This window comes from Inediibacterium massiliense (genome assembly GCF_001282725.1).
Taxonomy (GTDB): domain Bacteria; phylum Bacillota; class Clostridia; order Peptostreptococcales; family Thermotaleaceae; genus Anaerophilus; species Anaerophilus massiliensis.
In genome coordinates this window covers 546,447-570,797 of sequence record NZ_LN876586.1, presented here as the reverse complement: position 1 = coordinate 570,797, position 24,351 = coordinate 546,447, and the positions used below count along the sequence as shown (strand labels likewise).

Annotated in this window: 21 protein-coding genes and 1 riboswitch; of the genes, 4 read left to right on the top strand and 17 right to left on the bottom strand. The window is 30.8% G+C overall.

What is annotated here, in order from left to right; genetic code table 11:
• Positions 1-15: 15 nt before the first annotated feature.
• The 9 genes from hutH to BN2409_RS06490 form a co-directional block, all read right to left on the bottom strand.
• Positions 16-1,548, bottom strand: a complete 1,533-nt coding sequence (gene hutH / locus BN2409_RS06530; RefSeq protein ID WP_053955837.1) for a histidine ammonia-lyase — start codon at positions 1,546-1,548, stop codon at positions 16-18.
• Positions 1,549-2,020: 472 nt separating this feature from the next.
• On the bottom strand, positions 2,021-2,716 hold the full coding sequence (locus BN2409_RS06525; RefSeq protein WP_053955836.1) for a DUF554 domain-containing protein: 696 nt from the start codon (positions 2,714-2,716) through the stop codon (positions 2,021-2,023).
• A 72-nt stretch (positions 2,717-2,788) separates the two neighbouring features.
• Positions 2,789-4,126, bottom strand: a complete 1,338-nt coding sequence (locus BN2409_RS06520; RefSeq protein ID WP_053955835.1) for a CoA-disulfide reductase — start codon at positions 4,124-4,126, stop codon at positions 2,789-2,791.
• Between the two features lie 151 nt (positions 4,127-4,277).
• A complete protein-coding gene (locus tag BN2409_RS06515) occupies positions 4,278-4,556 on the bottom strand; it encodes a hypothetical protein (RefSeq protein ID WP_053955834.1) in 279 nt (92 codons plus the stop codon).
• Positions 4,557-4,815: 259 nt separating this feature from the next.
• Positions 4,816-6,036 carry a peptidase T gene (gene pepT / locus BN2409_RS06510; RefSeq protein WP_053955833.1) on the bottom strand — a complete coding sequence of 407 codons (1,221 nt, stop codon included), beginning with the start codon at positions 6,034-6,036 and terminating at the stop codon, positions 4,816-4,818.
• A gap of 101 nt (positions 6,037-6,137) precedes the next feature.
• A complete protein-coding gene (locus BN2409_RS06505) occupies positions 6,138-7,655 on the bottom strand; it encodes a YfcC family protein (protein WP_053955832.1) in 1,518 nt (505 codons plus the stop codon).
• A 12-nt stretch (positions 7,656-7,667) separates the two neighbouring features.
• Positions 7,668-9,011: a M20 family metallopeptidase gene (locus tag BN2409_RS06500; RefSeq protein WP_053955831.1), complete on the bottom strand. Its 1,344-nt coding sequence runs from the start codon at positions 9,009-9,011 to the stop codon at positions 7,668-7,670.
• 135 nt (positions 9,012-9,146) lie between these two features.
• Complete coding sequence (locus BN2409_RS06495; RefSeq protein WP_053955830.1) at positions 9,147-9,818, bottom strand: Crp/Fnr family transcriptional regulator; 672 nt, start codon at positions 9,816-9,818, stop codon at positions 9,147-9,149.
• A 17-nt stretch (positions 9,819-9,835) separates the two neighbouring features.
• A complete protein-coding gene (locus tag BN2409_RS06490) occupies positions 9,836-10,726 on the bottom strand; it encodes a DNA-3-methyladenine glycosylase family protein (protein WP_053955829.1) in 891 nt (296 codons plus the stop codon).
• A 130-nt stretch (positions 10,727-10,856) separates the two neighbouring features.
• Positions 10,857-11,030, top strand: a riboswitch (cobalamin riboswitch).
• A gap of 105 nt (positions 11,031-11,135) precedes the next feature.
• On the opposite strand from BN2409_RS06490, the gene cobT reads away from it, so the two are divergent.
• Positions 11,136-12,164, top strand: a complete 1,029-nt coding sequence (cobT, locus tag BN2409_RS06485; protein WP_053955828.1) for a nicotinate-nucleotide--dimethylbenzimidazole phosphoribosyltransferase — start codon at positions 11,136-11,138, stop codon at positions 12,162-12,164.
• A gap of 226 nt (positions 12,165-12,390) precedes the next feature.
• Here cobT and BN2409_RS06480 read toward each other — a convergent pair whose 3' ends face one another.
• The 3 genes from BN2409_RS06480 to BN2409_RS06470 all read right to left on the bottom strand — a co-directional run bounded on the left by BN2409_RS06480 (position 12,391) and on the right by BN2409_RS06470 (position 16,655).
• A complete protein-coding gene (locus tag BN2409_RS06480; RefSeq protein ID WP_053955827.1) occupies positions 12,391-14,127 on the bottom strand; it encodes a CAP and S-layer homology domain-containing protein in 1,737 nt (578 codons plus the stop codon).
• A 103-nt stretch (positions 14,128-14,230) separates the two neighbouring features.
• The gene (gene gdhA / locus BN2409_RS06475) at positions 14,231-15,589 is read right to left on the bottom strand and encodes an NADP-specific glutamate dehydrogenase (RefSeq protein ID WP_053955826.1); all 1,359 of its coding nucleotides are present in this window, start codon (positions 15,587-15,589) and stop codon (positions 14,231-14,233) included.
• Positions 15,590-15,821: 232 nt separating this feature from the next.
• Positions 15,822-16,655, bottom strand: a complete 834-nt coding sequence (locus tag BN2409_RS06470) for an Asp23/Gls24 family envelope stress response protein (protein WP_053955825.1) — start codon at positions 16,653-16,655, stop codon at positions 15,822-15,824.
• A 172-nt stretch (positions 16,656-16,827) separates the two neighbouring features.
• Between BN2409_RS06470 and BN2409_RS06465 the strand changes: the two genes are divergently transcribed.
• A complete protein-coding gene (locus BN2409_RS06465; protein ID WP_053955824.1) occupies positions 16,828-16,998 on the top strand; it encodes a DUF362 domain-containing protein in 171 nt (56 codons plus the stop codon).
• 24 nt (positions 16,999-17,022) lie between these two features.
• Here the strand turns inward: BN2409_RS06465 and BN2409_RS06460 are convergent, their stop codons facing one another.
• The 5 genes from BN2409_RS06460 to BN2409_RS06440 form a co-directional block, all read right to left on the bottom strand.
• The gene (locus BN2409_RS06460; RefSeq protein WP_053955823.1) at positions 17,023-17,487 is read right to left on the bottom strand and encodes a MarR family winged helix-turn-helix transcriptional regulator; all 465 of its coding nucleotides are present in this window, start codon (positions 17,485-17,487) and stop codon (positions 17,023-17,025) included.
• Positions 17,488-17,602: 115 nt separating this feature from the next.
• Entirely contained in the window at positions 17,603-18,652 is a 1,050-nt protein-coding gene (locus BN2409_RS06455; protein ID WP_053955822.1) for an electron transfer flavoprotein subunit alpha/FixB family protein, read from the bottom strand.
• 30 nt (positions 18,653-18,682) lie between these two features.
• Positions 18,683-19,471 carry an electron transfer flavoprotein subunit beta gene (etfB, locus tag BN2409_RS06450; protein ID WP_053955821.1) on the bottom strand — a complete coding sequence of 263 codons (789 nt, stop codon included), beginning with the start codon at positions 19,469-19,471 and terminating at the stop codon, positions 18,683-18,685.
• A gap of 46 nt (positions 19,472-19,517) precedes the next feature.
• Positions 19,518-20,657, bottom strand: a complete 1,140-nt coding sequence (locus tag BN2409_RS06445) for an acyl-CoA dehydrogenase (RefSeq protein WP_053955820.1) — start codon at positions 20,655-20,657, stop codon at positions 19,518-19,520.
• A gap of 455 nt (positions 20,658-21,112) precedes the next feature.
• On the bottom strand, positions 21,113-21,760 hold the full coding sequence (locus tag BN2409_RS06440) for a redox-sensing transcriptional repressor Rex (protein ID WP_053955819.1): 648 nt from the start codon (positions 21,758-21,760) through the stop codon (positions 21,113-21,115).
• Between the two features lie 193 nt (positions 21,761-21,953).
• Between BN2409_RS06440 and abc-f the strand changes: the two genes are divergently transcribed.
• Positions 21,954-23,861, top strand: coding sequence for a ribosomal protection-like ABC-F family protein (gene abc-f, locus BN2409_RS06435; RefSeq protein ID WP_053955818.1), 1,908 nt, complete (start codon positions 21,954-21,956; stop codon positions 23,859-23,861).
• A 152-nt stretch (positions 23,862-24,013) separates the two neighbouring features.
• Positions 24,014-24,244: an acyl carrier protein gene (gene acpP / locus BN2409_RS06430; RefSeq protein ID WP_053955817.1), complete on the top strand. Its 231-nt coding sequence runs from the start codon at positions 24,014-24,016 to the stop codon at positions 24,242-24,244.
• Positions 24,245-24,351 lie beyond the last annotated feature (107 nt).

The following is a 24,351-nucleotide window of genomic DNA, read 5'->3' as shown; positions in this document are numbered from 1 at the left end:
AAGTAGTTTTTGCTTTTATTGTAACTCCAAAGCACCTATTGTCTTTTCTACTTCTTTTAACATATTACTTTTACCAATTAACTCTGCACATTTATTAATATCTTTGTATAAAATACGATCTTCATGAAGGGTTTGTATTGCTTGACGAACTTTTTCATAAGCGATTTTAGTTCCTTTTCCTAAATTCTTTTCTTTGTCAAAGTCAATAGCTTGAGCTGCTGCCATCAATTCTATAGCTAATACATTTTTTACATTTTCACAAATTTCTTTTGCTTTTCTTGCTGCAATCGTTCCCATACTTACATGATCCTCTTGATTTGCAGAAGAAGGAATAGAATCTACACTAGCAGGATGAGCTAGTACTTTATTTTCAGATACTAATGCTGCTGCTGCATACTGAGCAATCATAAATCCTGAATGAAGTCCTCCTTTCTCTGTTAAAAATGCAGGTAATCCACTTAATTGAGGATTTACAAGTCTTTCTATTCTTCTTTCTGAAACATTTGCAATTTCTGATAGGGCAATCCCTAAAAAGTCAAAAGCTAAAGCCATAGGCTGCCCATGAAAATTTCCTCCTGATATAGCTGATTCATCTTCTGTAAAAATTAATGGATTGTCTGTAGCTCCATTGATTTCAATATTTACTTTGTCTAGTACATACGAAATAGCATCTTTACTAGCTCCATGAATTTGAGGAATACATCTTAATGTATAAGCATCTTGTACTCTAATCTCTCCTTGTCTAGTAGTTCTTTCACTATCTTCTACAAGTCTTAAAAGATTTTTAGCTGTAATCATTTGTCCCTTGTGTGGTCTTACTTCATGTACTCTTTTATCATATGCATCTACAATTCCATTTAATCCTTCTATAGTAAGTGCAGCTGCAATATCTGCTGTTTTTAAAATATGGATAGAATTATATACAGTAAGTGCTCCTACAGCAGTCATTACTTGTGTTCCGTTGATTAATGCCAACCCTTCTTTAGATGTTAAGACTACAGGCTCAATTCCAGCTTTTCCCATAGCTTCTTTTCCTGTCATCAATTCTCCCTTATAATAAGCTTCTCCTTCACCTATTAATACTAACGTCATATGAGACAATGGTGCTAAATCTCCACTTGCTCCTAAAGATCCTTTTTCTGGAATAGCAGGATGAACTCCTTTGTTAATCATTTCAATAAGGGTTTGAAGAGTTTTTGGCTGAATACCTGAAAAACCTTTTGACAACGCATTTGCTCTAAGAAGCATAATAGCCCTTACAACATCTTCAGGAAAATGTTCTCCTACTCCACACGCATGACTCATAATTAAGTTTTTTTGGAGATCCTTTGCTTCTTCTTTAGAAATTGCTACATCACTAAATTTACCAAATCCAGTAGTTATTCCATATACTGTTCTTTCTTCATCTACCAATTTATCTACAAAAGCTCTAGATTTTTTTACTTTTTCTAATGCTTCTTGAGTCAAATCTACTGTAAAACCTTCTCTTGCAACTTTTACTACATCCTCTAATGTTAAACTATTTCCGTCTATCAAAATTTTGTCCATGACAGTACCTCCTGTTTTAAATTTATTTTTGTAAATGTTTAGAATTTTATTTTATTATATTTGTTTTCGTATATTTTGTCAATTTATTTTATAAATATTATATCATATTAAAGAGATAACGCTTTAATGCGCTAATATTTCTCAGTATTATCAAAGGGTATGGCTTTGTTGTATAATAATTCATCTTTTTTCTTTTCTTTTGGGAACCATGTATATTAATTCATTTATTGTCAGATTTTTATGTCAAAACTCAATAATACCAACACCATCTTTCCATCTTATTTTCATCTTGTATGCAATTTCGCAAGTTATATATTGCATCACTTTTGCTAACTCCTTTAAATTTCAAAACTTTACTCAGCCTAATCCATAATTTATATAATCCTTATCATATTTATCATTACCATTCATATAAATAATAACTACGAAATAAATACTTTCCAAAAAATACAATAGAGACAATTTCTTGTCTCTAGATGATTTTAAAATAAATTAATTTTCCTATATAATACAATATAGGAATAAATATAGCTGGAAGCATATTTCCTACTTTTATTCTCTTAAATTCAAGCAAATTCAATCCCAATCCCATAATCAAAAGTCCACCAATAGATGACATTTCTCCTATTACCTCAGGAGTCAATACATCTTTCATATAAGATGCCAACAAAGTAATCATTCCTTGGTATAAAAATACAGAAACTGCAGAAAAAATCACTCCAATTCCTAATGTAGAAGTAAAAACAATAGAAGTAATTCCATCTAATACAGATTTTGCAAAAAGAGTTTGATGATTTCCAGTCAATCCACTTTCTAGTGATCCTACAATTGCCATAGATCCTACACAAAATAGTAGACTTGAAGTTACAAAACCTTTTGCAATGCCTCCTTCTTCATCTCCCAATTTATTTCCTATAAACTTTCCTAGTTTATCTAGATTATCCTCAATATTAAAAAATTCTCCTAAGATACTTCCAATCACCATACTAAAAATCAAAAGAAGTAAATTTTGAGTTTTTACAGCACCCATAATTCCTATTAAAATAACACTTAATCCATTGGCTTTCAAAATGGTTTCATTATACTTTTTAGGAATTCCTCCTTTAAAGAATAATCCTAACAAACTTCCTCCTATAATAGCAAATGTATTTACAATCGTTCCTAACATAAAAACTCCTCCTCTGTCTATAAAAATCTAGTATTCTAGACTAAGGAGAAATTTCCTTCTAATAAATCCTTTTTATTTTATATTATTTGCGGCAATATGTACTGCATCCCAAGGTGTTGCATATGGTGGAGAATAACAAAAATCTATATAACCTAATTCCTCCCCTGTCATTTTTCGGTCAATTGCCAATGCAAATATATCTAATCTTTTTGCAACTCCTTCTTCTCCTGCCATTTGGGCTCCTAATAATATTTTTGTTTCTTTTTCATATACAAGCTTGATATGAATCTTTTTTGGATTCGGATAGTATCTTGCATGACTAGGTGCTGTTACAGTTACTGTTTCATAGTCTATATTCATCTGCTTGGCTTCTTTTTCATTGATGCCTGTTTTGGCAAATGTCATATCTAATACTTTTACAACAGATGATCCTAATGTTCCAGGAAATTTTTTCATTTCTCCTGCAATGGATGCTCCTGTAAATTTTCCTTGCTTGTTTGCATTAGTTGCAAGTGGAATATATACATCTTCTTTTTTAACCAAATGATATGCACTCGCGCAATCTCCAGCAGCATAAATGTCTGGCAACGATGTTTTTCCATAACCATCTACTCGAATAGCTCCGTTTTTTAACATATCTATTCCTGTATTTTTTAATAGATCAGTCCTAGGTTTCACTCCAACTGCAATAATCACTACATCTGCTTTATATTCTCCTTTATTCGTCTTGACTCCCTCTACCTTTTCTTCTCCTATAATCTCCTCTAAGCTTTCCTCTGTATGTACCAAGCATCCATGCTTTTTTACTTTTTCTTGCAACATCATTCCAAATTCCTCATCCATAATATTTAATAAAGTTTTTGGTCTTTGGATGATTCGTACTTCTTTTCCTAATAAAAGCATTGATTCTATAAGCTCTACATTGATATATCCTCCACCTATTAATACTACATTTTTAATGTCTTCTCTTTGAACTGTTTTCTTTATATTTTCTGCATCTGAAATACTTTTTAATGTAAATATATTTTTTAAATTTACGCCTCTAACATTTGGTATATTCGGGTCTGCACCAGTAGCAATCAATAGTGTATCATATTTTGTTTCAAATGTATTTTTGTTTTGATCCATTACTTCTACAGTTTTATGTTTTACATTAATTTTCATCACTTCATGATTTATAAAAACAGATATTCCTTGTTCTTCAAAGTCTTTTGGTCTTCTTGCAATTAATTTTTCTTTATCCTTTGTAATATCAGAAATATAATAAGGTAGTCCACATTGTGCATAAGAAATATATTCTCCTTTTTCAAAAACAATAATTTCTAAACTAGGATCTATTCTTTTTGCTTTGGCAGCTGCACTCATACCTGCCGCATCCCCTCCTATAATAATTAGCCTTTTTGCTTTCATACAATCTCCCCTTTTTTTGTTTTCTAAGTTCTAATTTGTATACCCCAAAATAAAAAAATCATTCAAAAACCTCTTAATATGTAAATTTTTAGCATACTAAGAGGTTTTTATTATCATCTTTTGTGTATATTCTTTATCTTTTTCTCACGCCTTATAAAACACTCATCATTTGTCTCCATGTAATTATCATAAGATACCCCATGCCTATACAAAAGATTATAGGGGTAATAAGTGCTTTTTTCCCTAACTTTTGATAATCTTTATAACTAGTCAAAACTATATACACTGAAAAAACTACCAAAATAATTTGTCTAAAAATTACATAAGGTTTTGCTGCAGCAGTTTGTAATATAGCATGATCTACAACTTTAAGAGTTTCATATAACAAGGAGGCAAACACAGCAATAATGATAGCCAAAAAATATTTCATTTTGATCCGCCCTTCTTTTCATTATATGTAATATATGCTCGTATCTCCTATTTGCATCAGTAGCTGAAACTTGTATTTATTTATATTTATATTGATACATAAATATAAATAATATAAGCATGATATATTGATATGTATTTGATATAAAGTATCATCTAAAAATAATTAAATAAAAATGTCGTCCATCTCCCGTAATTTTTGCCCCATTGGAGGTCGGCGACATTTCTATAATTTTTTATCAATGCATTTAAGATATTATTTATTTTACATAACCTTTTATCACTTCGATTATAGTTTCCACTGCCTTTTCCATATCTTCTACACATATGGCTTCAAATTTTCCATGGAAGTTAAAGCCACCTGTGAATATATTAGGAGTTGGTAATCCCATATAAGATAGTCTTGCTCCATCTGTACCTCCTCTGATAGCTTTTACCATAGGTGTTACCCCTACAGTTTCCATAGCTTTTACTACTGAATCTACAATATGTATTACTGGCAATATTTTTTCTTTCATATTCAAATAAGAATCTTCTATTCTAAGCTCTACTGTACCTTGACCGTATTTTTCATCTATAAATTCACAAGCCTTTTTCATAAAAGCTTTTTTATTTTGGAATTTTTCCATATCATGATCTCTTATAATATATTCCATCTCTGTCACTTCAACAGAACCATCAAATTTGTCTAAATGATAAAATCCTTCATATCCTTCTGTATATTGAGGAACTTCAAAGGTTGGTAAAAGTCCATTAAGTTCCATTCCTATTAACATAGAATTTTTCATTTTAAGCTTTGCTTCTCCTGGATGAATATTAGAACCATTTACTTTAATATAAGCTGAAGCTGCATTGAAATTTTCATATTCTATCTCTCCAAGTACTCCTCCATCTATTGTATAAGCAAAGTCTGCTCCAAATTTTTCTACATCAAAATAATCTGCACCGCTACCTATTTCTTCATCTGGAGTAAATCCAATTTTAATATCTCCATGCTTAATCTCTGGATGATTGATAAAATATTCAACAGCAGTCATAATTTCTGCTATTCCAGCTTTATCATCTGCTCCAAGTAGCGTTGTTCCATCTGTAGTAATCAGTGTTTTTCCTTTGTAATCCTTTAGATATGGAAAGTCTGATACCTTCATCACAATATTTAAGTCTTTATTTAAAACAATATCTTCTCCATCATAATCTTTAATTATATTTGCTTTCACATTTTCACCTGACATCTCAGGACTGGTATCTAAATGGGCAATTAAACCTATAGAAGGTGCATTTTCTACATTTCCCTTCAAAGTTCCCATAACATAACATTTTTCATCTACATGAGCATCTTCAATACCCATATTTTTTAATTCATCTACTAATAAACGAGCCAATTCAAACTGGGTTTGTGTACTTGGTACAGTTTGTGAAGTATCATCTGATTTTGTATTAATCTTTACATATCTAAGTAATTTTTCACAAGCTTTTTCCATTTTTATTCCCTCCTATTTTAATTATAGTCTATATTACTATAGCAAAGAGAGGTTATCTCAAAAGAAAATTATTTCTTTTGTATGATAACCTCCATTTTGTTTTAAATTAATGCTTGAATCAATAACATCACTGCTGAAAATCCTCCAACAATCCCCATCAGAGGCATAATAAATTTTAACCATTTGTCATAAGTTACATCTACCATAGATAGAGTTACCAATATGAGTCCTGTTGGAGTAATAAACGCCATTAATCCTTGACCATATTGATAAGCACTTACTACTACATCTCTTGGAAGACCTACTGTATCTGCAAGAGGCGCCATGATAGGCATAGATAACACTGCAAGTCCTGATGCAGATGGAATAAAAAATCCAAGAATACAAAATATAACCAACATTAATATAGAGAATAGTCCCGCATTCATTCCACTTACTATATTTGTTGCTCCATAAAGAATAGAGTCAGAAATCAATCCATTGTCCATAATCAAGTTTACTGCTCTTGCAACCCCGATAGTAAGAGCTACTCCTACCAACTCAGCGGCTCCTGTCACAAACTCATTCACAGCTTTTTTCTCACCCATTCCAGAGATGATACAAATAAGAATTCCTACAGCTAAGAATAATGCTGTCATTTCCTCAAACCACCAGCCTTGAGAAGAGACACCCCAAATCATTACACCAAATGCAAGTGCAAATATTAAAATCATTGACTTTCTTCTAAATGTAAACTCTGGAACCTCTGCATTTCTATTAAAGAATTTCTTTTCTATATCTTCTTTTTGATCAAAAATTAAAGACGCAGAAGGATTTTTCTTTATTTTTTCAGCATATCTTACAATATAAATAACAGTCACTGCCGTAGCAATAACAAGTCCAACAGTTCTTAATACAAGACCATTTGTAAAAGATATTCCTGCCGCATTAGATCCTATAACAGAACAGAAAGGGTTTACCGTTGAAAACATTGTACCAATAGAGGATCCCATATATAAAGCTGCTATACAGACAATGGCATCATAGCCTGCCACCATAAATACAGGAACCAAAATAGGATAAAGTGCAATGGTCTCTTCTGCAAGACCAAAAGTTGTACCTCCTAAGGAAATGATAAAAGTAACAATTACAATAAGTAAATATTCTCTACCTTTTGTAATTCTTGAAAGACTTGCAAAACCTGCATCAAAGGCACCACTATTATTTAAAACGCCAATAATTCCACCTATAATAAATACAAACATAATAATATCTGCTGTATCATAAAGACCTTGAATCGGAGCTCTGATGATTTCAATAATTCCTTGTGGTTTACTTTCTAATTTTTCATAAGTTCCTGGAATAGCAATTGCTTTGTAGATACTTCCATCTGTAAACTTGGTAATATCTACCTTAACTCCAAGCTTATCTAGTGTAGCTTGTGTTCCTGGATACTCCTGTGTAGATTCTCCATCAGGTGAAGTGATTACAAATACTTTGTTTTCACTATCAAACATTAATTTAGCATAAGAACCTGCTGGAACAATATACGTTAAAATTGCTGCTAAAATTAAAACAATAAATAATACCGTATACGCCGTAGGGAAACTTCTTTTTTTCTTTTCTGCCTTGGCACTCATGGTAATCCTCCTTTATTTTAATAATTTTAATAATGCACATGCATAAATTTCTATTGCCTTTTTCATCTCTTCTAATTTCATATATTCATTAGGCTGATGTTCTGTTTCTTCTGTATATGGAAAAGCTGCTCCAAAAGCTACACAATTGTCCATAGCTCTTGCATAAGTTGCTCCTCCTGATGAAATTGGCAAGCTTTCAGAATCTTTAGTTACTTCTGTATAAGCCTCCATTAATGTTTTTACTAGTTTAGAATCTAGTGGTGTATAGATGGATCTTAAATAATCATGTTCTTTTATTTCAAATCCATACTTTTGTACTACTTCATTTAATTTATTCACAACAAATTCTTTCTCTACAGTTACTGGAATTCTTATATCTATATTTAAGATTTCTTTTTCTTCATCTATATGTATTTGTCCTACATTAAATTTCAAACTACCTGATGCTTCATCTTTACATTCTCCGAATATCTTAGTTGCTAATGCATCCTCTAAAATATTTTCTATAATAAAACGAATACATTTTGAATCCATTCCAATTTCATTCATTGCAATTAAAAGTCTACAAATGGCATTAATTCCTTTTTCTGAATCTTTAGCATGAGCACTTTTTCCCATGACTGTAACTTTATCTTGTTCTTTTTCATACTCATAATTTAATTTTTCTAACGCTTTTATAATAGCATCCATATCTTTTCCTTCATAAGAAGCTTGTGAAGGTACTACATTGTATCCATCTCCTGCTTTGAGTCTTATGTCCGTTTCATTTTTTGCAACCAAATCAACTTGTAAAAGTCCTTTTTCAGCATAAATCAATGGAAAATCTGCATCTGGAGTAAATCCGTAATCTGGAATTTGTTCTTTTTTATTGTACTCATTAATTCCTCTCCAAAGATTTTCTTCATCTGTTCCATAAATAAATCTAACTTTTTTATTTACTTTAAAGCCACTATCTATAATAGCCTTAAATGCGTACATAGCCCCTAGAGTAGGTCCTTTGTCATCTTGAGTTCCTCTACCAAATAATTTGCCATCTTTAATTACAGGATCGAAAGGACTTGTATTCCATTTTTTTAAGTCTCCAGGGGAAACTACATCTAAATGTCCTAAAACCCCTATCATTTCATCTCCATCTCCATATTCAGCATATCCATAGTATCCGTTAGGCTCATAAAAAGTTTTAAATCCTAATTTGTCAGCTATAGCCAACATTTTCTTTAAAGCTTCATCTATATTCTTACCAAATGGATAAGGACTTTCGTCTTCCTCATAAACACTTGGTATTTGAATTAAAGCTTTAAGATCATTTACAAACTCATTAAAATTCAATTCAATTTTTTCTTTTACTTCATTCATGATTGATCCTCCTGTTAATTATTTATTTTTTGGTATTATCAAAATTTTACATAAAAATCGATTTTTTTTCTGTAGTCTAGATTACATTATTGATAAATATCATTCGCACAAAGAATCAGGATATTCTCCTGATTCTTATATAGGTATATTTGTAAGGGTTTTAAGCCCTTCTATATCTTTTATAATAATTTTTCTATCTTTCATTTCTATAAATCCTTTGTCCTTAAATTCTTTTATTCCATTTGTAACTGTAATTCGATTGAGTCCGATTCTGTTGGCAATTTCCTCATGTGTCAGTATAATACTTATATTATTTTTTGAATTGATACTTTCTGTATAATATAGTCTTATGAAAAAATCTGCTAATTTCCCTATAGAATTATTAAACTGAAAATTTGCCAATTCCACTGTCACAACCCTATATTTTCTTATGATGCTACTTAAAAAATATTCATACATTTTAGGCTTTTCTTTTAATTTATTTTCTATCATTTCTCTATGAACTACAGATAATTGACCATCTGTTACAGCTTTTATGACCACAAAGGTTCTATTTCTCTCAAAAAAATCTATTTCTCCAAATATACTTCCCTCTGTCATTCGATAAAAAATAATTTCGTCACCCTTTTTGGAATACATAATTTGATTGACTTCTCCCTTAATAATAATATATATATTGTCAGGATGACTGGGATTAATTAATTCTCCTTTTTTAAAAGTTTCAATTTTACCATAATCTGCTAGATTATCGACAAAAAAACGCTCCATTTTTTTTTCTATATCTTGATCAAATATTTTTTCATACATAAAAATTCCCCTTTATTCTATGAATCTACACTCTTTTTCCCTATCCCTAATTCTCTTGCATAATAAAAAAGATATTGTTGGGCAAATCCTGCTAAGTTTTTAAATTTTTCTTGTGAAAATAATTGTACTTTTTTAAGAGATGTTTCCTCAGGAAGATAAAAATATTCCATCACTCTTTTTACCCATACATCTATTGGAAAAGCATCATATTTTCCCATACAAAAAAGTAATATACAATCCGCTACCTTAGGTCCTACACCACTTAGTTTGAGTAATTCGTTTCTTGCATCATGAGTAGATAAATTTTTGAGTCCATAAAGATCTACATGAGCCTCTTCAATCATATGAGTAGTATTTACAATATATTTTGCTCGATATCCAGTATGGCTTTGTTTGATATCTTCCTCTGAACAATTTAATAATTGTTTTGGGGTTGGAAAATCATAATATTTTCTTCCTCTGTATACTCCAATATATGTACCATATTTTTCACATAATGCTTCAATAGATTTTTTAATGACTGGAATTCCTCTATTAGAAGAAATGATAAATGATATTGTCGTTTCCCATTCATCTTGGTTTAAAATTCGAATCCCTTGTCCATGCTTTATGGCTTCTTTTAAAATAGGATCTTTAGATAGATTTTCTTTTATCATTCCATAATCTCTTTTCAAATCAAAATAATTCATCCATAAATTTATAAAATCATCCTTTGTAGTTTGATCAAAAATAATATATTCCCCATCTTTGTAAACATTTAAAATTTTTCCATGGGCTACTCCTGTATAACTTCCATCCTCTTCTTTATTCCATCGAAAGCATTGTCCGCACTCAAATATATGAATAGGATCAAAGTCTTTTATTCCTTTTATGATAATTTTTTCATCCGATTCTGTAATTTTATACAATCACATTTCTCCTCCTTATAAGCTACTCGTATTTTGTCTTATAGTATCTATTCCTTTTATAAGTCTTAATTCCTTCTATAATATCTTTTGTAAACATTGAAAAAATATAAAAATTACTTTATAATAATATTAACTTTATAAGGTTATAGGTGCCTATTTAGGAGAATAGGGAATGAAGTGAAATTCTTCAGCGATCCCATCACTGTAAAGCAGAGTTTGATAAAATATGCCACTGGATTTTTCTGGGAAGGTTTATCAAATGATGATGCAAAGCCAGGAGACCTGCCTATAGCTGCTGATATGTCATGAATGATGGAAAAGTTCATGGTTTGCTTGATCTATCAGCAAACCATGGGCTTTTTTTGGTTATACTATAAAATCAGAAACATACTACAAAGGAGGAATTTTTATGAACTTATTAAAGGAAACCCTTGTTCAAATTGGTGAATTAGATAAAAATTCTATGGAAAAAGCAAAAAAATATATCGATAATCTTTTAAAACCCATTGGAAGCCTTGGAAGACTTGAAGAGATTGCTATCCATTTAGCAGGAATTACAAAAAATCCATTTCCTAGCGTAGATCAAAAGGGTGTTATTGTAATGGCAGCAGATCATGGTGTTTATGAAGAAGGGGTAGCACCTGATCCACAAAGTCTTACTGCCCTTCAAACCCCAAACTTCGCAAAAGGAGTAACAGGTGTATGTGCATTAGCCAAACAAGCAAAAGCAGATGTTATAGTAGTAGATATAGGTGTAGCTGAAGATATTTTAGATCCAAATGTAATTCAGAGAAAAATAAGATATGGAACAAGCAATATGGCAAAAGGCCCTGCTATGACAAGAGAAGAAGCTATAAAATCCTTAGAAATTGGAATCGAAATTACAAAGGAAGAAATCAAAAAAGGAAAAAATCTCTTAGCTCCAGGAGAAATGGGCATTGCCAACACTACTTCAAGTACAGCCATACTTTCTGTTATTGGAAATGTAGATCCTTTAGAGATTGTAGGAGTAGGTGCAGGTCTTCCTATAGAAAAATTGTCTCATAAAGCGGATGTAATCAGAAGATCCATTGCTATGAATCAACCTAACCCTAAAGATGGAATTGATATTTTATCCAAAGTAGGAGGATTTGAGATAGGTGGAATGGCTGGAGTATTTTTAGGAGCTGCTGCCAATAGAATTCCCGTAGTAGTAGATGGTTTTATCGCAATGGCTGCTGCACTTTTAGCTATTACTATAGAACCTAAAGTAAAAGACTTTTTAATTTCTTCTCATTATACAGCTGAAAAAGGCGGAAAAAAAGCTATAGAACTTTTAGGCCTTACGCCTATGTTTGATATGGGACTTCGTTTAGGAGAAGGTTCTGGCGCAATTCTTGCCTTTAATTTTATAGAAGCTGCTACATTTATGGTAAAAGAAATGGCTACTAGATCGTAGCCATTTCAAACTAAATACAAACTATATTTTAGCAAAGTCATAAAAATTAGGAATATTTATTAAGAATTTGTGAAAATATAGAATAAGTGAGAAAATGTTTAGCATTACACTGTTTGAGCATAGCGAGTTTGTAATGCTATTTTCGATCGTTTCTATATATTTTCCAAATTTGAAAATTTAGTGACGTTTTTTATGACTTTGTCTACTAAATCGTAGTCCTTTCTCTTTAAAGTACTTCTAATAATTTTTTAATCATGACTGCTGCTTCTCCTCTTGATGCAAAATCTTGTGGAGCAAATTCTTTTTTATCTCTTCCTTTAATAATTCCTAATTCATAAGCTATTTTTACATATTTATATGCCCAAGAACTAATCTTTTTTTCATCCTTAAATGCCAAAGAATACTTTTTAATCTTTAAACTACTGTTTTTCTTTTCATAAGCTTTTATAATCATCACTGCCATCTCTTCTCTTGTAATCGCATCATTAGGATGAAAAGTACCATCTCCCATTCCCTTAATGATCCCATTATGAAAAGCTGCTTCTATATATGTATTTTTTTGAGTATTTTTTCGTACATCTTTAAACACACCTTTATAAGGCTTTGTAGCAATTTCTAATGCATTTACAATAAACTCAGCAAATTCTCCTCTTGTTATAAAATCATCTGGCTTATATAGATTGTTTACTTTAGAAGTTATAATTTCTTTCTCTCCAAGTTCTATGATAAAAGCTTTTGCCCAATGGTTTTTTATGTCATCATAAATAAAATCTTTCATCCATTTATTTTTATCCTTTTCATTTGTTACCGTTTGAAAACTCCATTTTTTTTCAATTCCTTTGCTTTTCCCATCTTGAAATATTATTTTTCCTTTTACATACACATTATATTTTTCGTTTTTTTCTAGAGATCTAGTTGGAATTATCAGTATGCTATTAGAAAGTTTATCATCATTTTGTGGCGTATTTAAATAAATTTCTACTAAATTATTTTTTTTATTCTTTAATGTAGCTTTTTCAATTACTATTTCTTTAATATTGTTCTTTCCAAAATAAGATAAAGATATAGGATACCCTACCTTTCCTTTTTTGTTATGAATTCTTAAAGGATTTGGTGTTTCTTCTTGTTCCCACCATATGTCTACATATTTTTGTTCTTCCATAGGATATACCTTAATTGTATCTTGACAATTTTTTTCTCCTCCGAAATCAAAAGTATAGTATGAATCTTTTTTTCCATATCCTATATGAATAAAATCTGGATTGATAAAGCTCAATCTATGATAAGGAGCATCTATCAAATCATCTATAGCTTCTTTATAATTTTTTTGTCCTAAGCTTAAATTTTCTTCTATGTAACTTCCCATATATCCAAAAGCTCCTGCTCTTTTATAAGGTTCTACTCCTATAAATCCTTTATCATTATTAAATTCATCATGAATTAATTTTTTATTTATAGACATGTAATTGGAATGTGCCATAGCTGCAGCATTTAGAGCATCACTTACTTGAAACTCTGGCAATTTTAGAAATTTTCTATATCGATTTGAATAATTTACAACTCTTTTTTGTTCATCAGATGGAGTTTGTAATTCTTTCACTGCATTTTTACTAATTGCAAACTGCCAGCTTTGGACAATAGGTTTGAATCCTTCTATTACAATGCGAAGATCTACTTTATAAAATCCTGGAGATAAATTTTTATCTGGTTGATAAAATACAGCTTGTTTTTTTCTATCATATTGAGCATCTACTTTTTTTCCATTGAGCTTCATATCTATTTCTTGTACTTTGTAATCATTGACAATCAACTGCATACTAATATTAGGTCTCATAACTAATACATTTACATCTTTGGGTTGTGGAGGAAAATACCCTATTGTATCTTGCCCATAACCAACAACCCCCTTGATCCATATCCCGATAAGGAGTATCCACACTATAATATACATTTTATTTTTCATACTTTTCCCTCCTTATCCATATTGTAATACAAATTTTATCAATTATCTCAATTGTCTCTAAATTGTAATATAAAAAAACCCCTAAATTAGGGGTTTTTGGTTTTTAGTAAATTCCTTGTGCATACATAGCTTCTGCAACTTTTATAAATCCTGCAATATTTGCACCTGCAACTAAATTGTATCCAAATCCATATTCTTCAGCAGCTTTCATTGCATTATTATGAATATTTACCATGATTTGATGAAGTTTTGCATCTACTTCTTCTTCTGTCCAAGAGTATCTCATACTATTTTGGCTCATTTCAAGAGCTGATGTAGCAACTCCACCTGCATTTGCAGCTTTTGCTGGTCCTACAAATACTTTATTTTCTTGTAAATATTTTATAGCATCATTGGTAGTTGGCATATTTGCTGCTTCACAAACAAATTTAATATCGTTTGCAACAATCTGTTTTGCATGTTCAATATGAATATCATTTTGTGTTGCTGCCGGAATAACAATGTCTACTTTCACGTTCCATGGTTTTTCTCCAGGGAAGAATTCTACTCCAAACTTATCTGCATAATCTTGTACCTTGTCTCTTCCCGATGCACGCATTTCTAATAAATAATCTATTTTTTCTCCTATTACTCCATCTGGATCATATATATATCCATCTGGACCAGAAAGTGTTACAACTTTACCTCCTAATTGAGCAACTTTTGTACAAAGTCCCCATGCAACATTTCCAAATCCTGATGCTGCAACTGTTTTTCCTTCAAATGTTTCTCCTTCATGCTTTAACATTTCTTCACAGAAATAAGCTACTCCAAAACCTGTTGCCTCTGGTCTAATTAGGCTACCACCATAAGACAATCCTTTTCCTGTGAGCACTCCGTTTTCAAATGCTCCTCTAATTCTTCTATAATGTCCATATAAGTATCCGATTTCTCTTGCTCCAACACCAATATCTCCTGCTGGAACATCTACATCTGGTCCAATATGTCTATATAATTCTGTCATGAAGCTTTCACAGAATTTTCTAATTTCTCCGTCTGATTTGCCTCTTGGGTCAAAATCTGAACCACCTTTTCCTCCACCAATTGGAAGACCTGTTAATGAGTTTTTAAGAATTTGCTCAAATCCCAAAAATTTAATAATTCCAAGGTATACAGAAGGATGGAATCTTAGTCCGCCTTTGTAAGGTCCTATCACTCCATTAAATTGAACCCTAAAACCACGATTTACTTGTACATTTCCATTGTCATCCACCCATGGTACTCTAAATAAAATTTGTCTTTCTGGTTCTATAAATCTTTCTAATAAATTGGCTTTAATATACTCTGGATGTTTTTCCATAACTGGAGCTAAAGTAGGAAGTACTTCTTCTACTGCTTGAATAAATTCAGGCTGATCAGCATCTGTCTTTTTTACTTTCTCGATTACCTCATGAATATAATTTTGAGCATTTTGATTTGACATGTTAAAGACCTCCTTATGGAATGTATGTTTTACATCATTGAAAAAAACAAATATCTTTTGTTCTCTTTGGACTTTTCTAAATAATTTTTCTTTTCTATCACATTAAGGTGATTATAACATACCTATAATTCATTGTAAATATATCTCATAATGTGTCGTCATCTCTCATTTTTTACAATATTCAAAATTTAGAATTAATTCGTATATTTCGCATTCATTTGAAATATAATTTTTATATATTTTTTTCAATTTTTGAAGAAATTATTATTTTCTTTATTAATACATTTACACTCATAATGTTTAATGCTGTCATATATTCTACTTCTTTTTTTACTTGATTTTGAATTTTTAAAGCTAGCTCTTTAAGAGATACTCCATATATGGCACATACATCTATATGAATCACTGTGCCATTTGGACTGTTTCTTATATCCACAGCAAATACCTTATGAACCTCTTTTATTTTCTTTAAAGCGTAGTGTACCAAATCAAAAATGACTTTGTCAGAAATTGTATATTTCCCCATATAGCTATAAGTGGGTCTTACTATAGACTTTTCAGATATATGCAAATGATGATTTTCTCTCTTTCTTAAAATCTTCAAAGGATCTATAAAATATCCTGAAAAATCTTTTTTGATTTCAAAAGTTGGAACAGGTATTACATGTTTTCCTAATTCGTGTCTTTGTTTTTTTGCTAGTTTCCTTTCTTCTTCCGTGGAAATTTCCTCTATATATACATATTCATCAATAGAATGAAGCTCTAAATGATTGGCAATTTTGTCTACCATTCTTTTAGAAGTTCCTAAAATTAAAATTCCCTTAGGATTTTCACTCTTTATTATATCTATTACCTCTTGTCTATGATCATCATGAGTAAACAGCGCTGTTTTTACAGCTGCAATAGATGTATCCTGTCTTTTAGCAGATTTCCCTGCAATAATCTTATTTTTTTTAATAAGCAGTCCATCATCTATAATATACCCAATATTTTTTTCATAAGCTACTCCAATCGCTCTGTAGCTTTTTCCTGTTCCACTAGCTCCTACTAAAGCAACTACCTTCATATCTTTTCTCCTTTTTAAAATTTAGAATGATTATCATTATATATTTTTGTTTTTCGACGATTATTTTGATTTTTTTATTGTTCAATTATTTTTCTTTTGTTAAAATATAAACATGTTGAGCAATCATATTAAAAGTATACAATTAAATTGAAACTTAGAGGAGGATTTTATTATGGCTTTTGTAATTAAAGATGCTTGTATTAGTTGTGGTGCTTGTGAACCAGAATGTCCAGTAAGTGCAATTAGCTGTGGAGATGGACAATATGTAATCGACGAATCAGCATGTATCGATTGTGGTGCTTGCGCTAACGTTTGTCCAGTAGACGCACCAGTTCAAGCTTAATCAGCTTACATAAATAATAATGCCCTATAGGGCGTTATTATTTTTTTGTTCTTTTATAAGCGTAGTTTGATTGATCTTACTTAAAAATTTTAGAATTGCTTTTTCTTCATTAAAACTCATATCTTCTAATACAAAATTTAATAACTTCTTTTGAATTTCCATAGTTTTTGTACACATTTCTTTTCCTTCTGTTGTAAGCTTTAATATATATACTCTTTTATCTTCTTTGCTTTTTTCTTTTATAATATAGCTATTTTGCATTAATTTCTTAATTACAGAAGAAATAACACCTCGATCAACCCCTAATTCTTCTACTAACTCATAAATCTTTGTATCATCTCTTTCTTCTATCTTTCTTAATGCATGAATATCTAATAAAGATAAATTTTCCAATTTATTTCCTATTTTAAATCCTTTTCTATCATAAATTAATACCTGATGCATAAGCTTATCAATCATTTTATTAATTTGTGGATAATAATTTGCCATTTTTATCACCTGATTTTTAGTCTTTTGCTATTATATCATTGATGATAATTTTTTTCAACAAAAAACGGGTCAACTGTCATTTCGATCAGTTGCCCGTATATATTGTTAAAATTTATTATTTTCCTGCTACTTCTTTTAAAGCTTCTACTAAATCTTCTGCTCTATCTAATGCATCGATTAATGCAGGAACTACATCATATACATCTCCTACAATACCGAAATCTGCAACATCAAAGATTGGAGCATTTGCATTTTTGTTAATTGCAACGATGATATCTGATTCTTGCATACCAGCTAAATGTTGGATTGCTCCAGAGATACCGCAAGCAATGTATAATTGTGGTTTAACAGTTGTTCCTGTTTGACCTACTTGGTGAGAATGATCGATCCATCCAGCATCTACTGTTGCACGAGATGCACCAACTACTCCACCTAATTTGTCAGCTAATTGTTTAATCATTTCGAAGCCTTCTGCTTTTCCAAGTCCACGTCCACCAGCTACGATTACATCAGCATCTGTTAAAGATACTAATTCTTTAGTTGTTTTTACGATTTCAACAACTTCTGTACGAACATCAGCTTGATCTAATTTAACATCTAATTTAACAACTTCGCCTTTTCTAGCTTCATCTTTGTGAGCTTTGTCCATAACACCAGGTCTTACTGTAGACATTTGTGGTCTATGGTTTGGACAAATGATTGTAGCCATGATGTTTCCACCAAAAGCTGGACGAGTTTGAAGAATTTTTTTGTCTTCTGGATCAATAGCTAATTTTGTACAATCAGCTGTAAGTCCAGTATCTACTCTAGCAGCAATTCTTGGAGCTAAATCTCTTCCGATATGTGTAGCTCCTAATAAAACGATTTCAGGTTTTACTTCATTGATTGCATCACTAATTACTTTTGTATATCCATCAGTTGTGAATTTTTCTAATAAATCATGTTCAGCAACATATACTTTATCTGCACCATAAGAAATTAACTCTTGAGCTAATCCTTCGATACCTTTTCCTAAAACAATTGCGCAAAGTTCTGTTCCGATTTCATTAGCTAATTTTTTACCTTCTCCAAGAAGTTCGATAGCTACAGGCATAATTTTGCCTTCTCTTTGTTCTGCAAATACCCATACATTTTTGTATGCAGAAGTATCTTTTACTATTGGCATAGTATTCCCTCCCGTTTCTATATTATATCACTAGATAATATGTTTTTCTTTTAAAGCTACTACTAATTTTTCAGTCATATCTTTAACTGAACCTTCAAGCATTGTTCCTTTTCCTTTTGGTTGTGGAACAAATGAACGATATACTTTTGTTGGAGATGCTTTAAGTCCTACTTCTTCTCTTTCGATACCTAATACATCAAAGTTCCAAACTTTTACTTCTTTTTCTCTGAAAGCATCATAGATACCTTGTACAGACATATATCTTGGTTTATTTAATTCTTTGATTGCAGTTAATAGTACTGGAGTTTTTACTTTGATTATTTCATATCCATCTTCTAATTGTCTTTGTACAGAAACTTCTCCTTCTTTTGCTTCAAAGTTTTGTACATAAGTTACTTGAGGGATACCGATTCTTTCTGCAATTTGTGGTCCTACTTGAGCTGTATCTCCATCAATAGCTTGTCTACCAGCAAATATGATATCATATTCTCCCATTTGTCTGATTGCAGCTGCTAATGCATTAGATGTTGCCCATGTGTCTCCACCAGCAAAAGCTCTATCTGTTAATAAAATTGCTTCATCTGCACCCATAGCTAGACATTCTCTTAACATTTCATCTGCTTGAGGTGGTCCCATTGTAATTACTGTTACATGAACATCATCGCATCTATCTTTTAATGCTAATGCTTCCTCTAATGCATTTGCATCATCTGGATTTAAAATACTTGGAACACCATCACGAATAAGAGTTCCTTTTACAGGATCTATTTTAACCTCGTTTGTATCAGGAACTTGTTTTACGCAAACAATTACCTTCATGTTTTCTCCTCCTTTATTTTACCTGGATAACTTTTTCCCGAGCTTATTATCTTAATATACTAGCTGCAATAACCATTTTTTGTACTTCTGAAGTACCTTCATAGATTTCAGTGATTTTTGCATCTCTCATCATTCTTTCAACTGGATATTCTCTAGTATATCCATATCCACCATGTAATTGAACAGCTTTAGTTGTTACATGCATAGCAGTTTCTGCTGCAAATAATTTTGCCATTGCAGCTTCTTTAGAATAAGGTAATCCTTGAGATTTTCTGAATGCTGCATTGTATACTAAATGTCTAGCTGCTTGGATTCTAGTTTCCATATCAGCCATTTCAAATTGTAATGCTTGGAATTTAGCAAGTGGCTTACCAAATTGTTGTCTTTCTTTTGTGTATTTAATTGTTTCATCCATTGCTCCTTGTGCAATTCCTAGAGCTTGAGATGCAATACCAATTCTTCCTCCATCAAGAGTACTCATGGCAACTTTAAATCCTTGTCCTTCTTTTCCAAGAAGATTTTCTTTAGGAATTCTGCAGTTTTCAAAAATTAATTCTGTAGTAGCAGATCCTCTAATTCCTAATTTGTCTTCTTTTTTACCAATGCTGAACCCTGGAGTTCCTTTTTCTACGATGAAAGCACTGATTCCTTTTGTTCCTTTTGAAGGATCAGTCATAGCCATAACTACATAAGTTTCAGCTGTTCCACCATTTGTGATGAAGATTTTTGATCCATTAATAACCCATTCTTCTCCATCTAATTCTGCTGTAGTTTGTTGTCCTGCTGCATCAGTACCTGCGTTTGGCTCAGTTAAACCAAATGCTCCTAATTTTTCTCCTTTTGCAAGAGGAACTAAATATTTTTGTTTTTGTTCTTCTGTACCATATTTCATAATTGGCCATGCACATAATGAACTGTGTGCTGAACAAATAACTCCTGTTGTAGCGCAAGCTCTTGAAAGCTCTTCTACAGTGATTGCATAAGCAACTTCGTCAGCTCCTGCTCCACCATATTGTTTCGGAACGAAAGTTCCTAGCATGCTATATCTAGCCATTTTTTCAACTGTTTCCCATGGAAATCTTTCTGTTTCATCAACTTCTGCTGCTAACGGTTGTACTTCAGTTTCAGCGAAGCTTCTAACCATCTTTCTAACCATTTCTTGTTCTTTGGTTAATTGAAAATTCACATTAATTCCCTCCTCTTTATATTTAAAAAATTGATATTTTTTTCACAGCACCATTATTATATTAGCACAAAGCATGCCAATATTTCAATAACAATTATCAATTTTATGCATGACTTTATATTTTGAATTTTTTTATATTTTTTCAAAATATTAGCCATACCTTAGTAATATGAACATGTATTAAACCTTCATTTGCAATTTTATAATAAATTACAAATTTTTGCAATGTTATAATTTGTGTTTTTTTTTGTATTTTAATGGGTAAATCTCTCTTTAAATGGATATTTATAGAGAATATAAAGGTTTTCAAACAAACTTAAAGAAGAAGATGTACATTTTTTTGTACACCTTCTTCTTTAAGTTTGTTAAATATGTCACTTATCATTGTTAATTACATGTCAAATCGTATCGTTTTTTGTACACTGTTTGATTTTCAAAACACTTTATACTTATTACTAAATCATATTTTCATCTCTATGCTTCAGTAAAAAAGATAAAGTATACAAGCTTTCACTCAAATGCACATTTTCTAACATTACATTTTCTGGTACATGTAAATCTGTAGGAGCAAAATTCCAAATTCCTTTTATATTGCTCTTAACCAATCTCTCTGCCACATCTTCTGCTTGTTCTTTACTTGTACAAATAATTCCAATATCAATATTATTTTCCTTGATGTACTGTTCCATCTCATCTGAATCTCTAATCTCAATATCTCTAATTTTTAAACCTATCAATTTAGGATTGATATCAAACATTGCTATAGGTACAAAACCAGCTTTTTCAAAATTTGTGTAGTTGGCAATAGCCTGTCCTAAATTTCCTGCTCCTATAATAATGGTTTTGTATCTTGTATCTAATCCTAGTATTTTCCCAATTTCTTCATAGAGGGCACCTACATTATATCCATAACCTTGTTGTCCAAAACCTCCAAAATTATTAAGATCCTGTCTAATTTGAGAAGCAGTAAATCCAATAATTTTACTAAGCTCCCTAGAAGAAATTCTATTGATATTTTTTTCTAATAATTCTGATAAGTATCTTCTATATTTAGGGAGTCTTCTAATCACTGCCATTGAAATTTTCGTGTTTCCTTTTTGCATATCGATCTTCCCTTATCTCTATATTATTTTGTTAAAAAATTATATCACTGTGTTATTAATATGTCAATCTGTGCAAACCCTTGCTTTTCTCTAATATCTCCCCTCTATCTGCGGTTTTAAATGTCTTTTGATTTTATATTTTATCCTTTTTTGGTACAATAAGATGGTAAAGATTTAACGAAGGAGGAAGCTTATGATTGTTTTATCATGTAATGAAATTTACAAATCTTTTGGAATAGAATCTATATTAGAAAATATATCATTTACTATAAGTACTGGAGATAAAATTGGACTTGTAGGTTCAAATGGAGCTGGAAAGTCTACACTTTTTAAAATAATCACTGGGATTTATCCTTATGACAAAGGAGAACTTTATCTTTCTAAAAATATAAACTTAGGTTATCTTGAACAAAATAATAATTTTGATTCTTCTCATACTATTTTTGAAGAAGTTTTAAAAGTATTTTCCCATCTTATTGAACTGGAAGAAGAATTAAGAAATTTAGAAATACAAATTAGTAAAGAAAGTACTTCTTCTGAAAGTTTAAACAAATTAATGGATTTATATGCTCACAAATCTGAAGAATTTCAAAATCAAAATGGATATGGATATAAAAGTGAAATACGTGGAGTACTAAGGGGCCTTGGTTTTTCTGAAGATGAATTTCATATGTCTATTCATCACTTAAGTGGAGGACAAAAAACAAGGGTAGCTCTTGCAAAACTTCTCCTTAAAAAGCCTGATATTTTACTTTTAGATGAGCCTACAAACCATTTAGATATGGATGCTATCGAATGGCTTGAAGGATTTTTAAAATCTTACAAAGGAAGTATTATTCTTATTTCTCATGATCGATATTTTTTAGATCAAATTGTTGAAAAAATATATGAAATCGAAAATAAATTTCTCACTCCATATACAGGTAATTATAGTTTTTATGTAAAGAAAAAAAAGGAAAATTATGAACAACAAAAAAAAGCTTATTTAGCACAACAAAAAGAAATTCAAAAACAAGAAGAAATGATCAGGAAGTTTAAACAACATGGCACTGAAAAATTAGCAAAAAGGGCAAAAAGTAGAGAAAAAAGACTTGAACATATTTCTATGTTAGAAAAACCAGTATTTTTAGAGGAAAAAGCAAAAATTCGCTTTGAGACTCAGATAAAAAGTGGAGAAGATGTTTTATTTGTTGAAAATTTATCTAAATCCTTCGGTGAAAATCAACTATTTAGAAATGTTAGTTTCTCCATCTATAGAGGAGAAAGAGTAGGTCTAATTGGTCCTAATGGCATTGGAAAGTCTACGTTGTTTAAAATGTTATTAGAAAAAATCCCTTATGAAGAAGGAATTGTAAAATTAGGTCATCATGTAAATATGGGTTATTTTGATCAAGAACAATCGGATTTAAATCTTTCTAATAAAATTATTGATGAAATATGGGAACAAAATACTTCTTTTACCCAAACTCAAGTCAGAACAATTCTAGGTTCTTTTCTATTTCAAGGAGAAGATGTATTTAAAGAAATTGCTACCTTGAGTGGTGGAGAAAAAAGTCGAGTATCTCTATTAAAACTTATGCTTTCTAAAGCTAATTTTTTGCTTATAGATGAGCCTACAAACCATCTAGATATTGCATCTAAAGAAGCTCTAGAAGAAGCTCTTAAATCTTATGATGGAACTTTACTGGTGATTTCTCATGATCGTTATTTTTTAAATCAAGTAGCTACAAAAATTTTAGATCTCTCATCTGAAGGAATAAAAGAATATCTAGGAAATTATGAATATTATCATGAAAAGAAAAATGAATCCATAGAATATAGCGAAGAAACGCAACCTCAAAAAACAAAGACACAATTAAAAGATGAAAAGAAAAAAGAAAAAGAAAAACAAAAGGAAGAAAAAAGAATCAAAAAAGAGCAAGAAGCATTAGAAGAAAAGATTCTCATCATAGAAGAAAAAATTAAACAATTAGAACATGAAATGTGCAAAGAAGAAATTTATACAAATCCAGAAGAAAGTAAAAAAATTCATGAAAAAACAAATGAATTCAAAAAAGAATTAGAAATACTTTATGAAAAATGGGAATACTATTTAGAATAAAGATTGAGTTAAAAAGTTGGAATAAAAACTTTTTTATATGCTAAACTATAGAAAGTAAGATTTATTGTAGTATTTTCTATTTAGATGTGGTAAAATAATCACGTCAAAAAGCCACAGAGATGGCTAAGAATATTTATGTAGGAGGTATACATATGGTATTTAACAAAATAAAAGAGATTATTATTGATCAATTAGGATTAGATGATGATGTAGAAATAGGTTTAGAAACTTCTCTTATGGGAGATTTAGAAGCAGATTCACTAGATGCAGTAGAAATCATCATGGCTATTGAAGATGAATTTGATGTAGAAATTCCTGATGAAGATGCAGAAGGATTTAAAAACATTGGTGATATTGTAAGTTATGTAGAAGAAAACAAGTAGTTTGGGAATCCAAACTACTTGTTTTTTCTTTTTCCTACCCTATCCACAATCCTATATTTTTAAAAATAAAAATTATACCCATATATACCCACAGTTTTCCCACAATT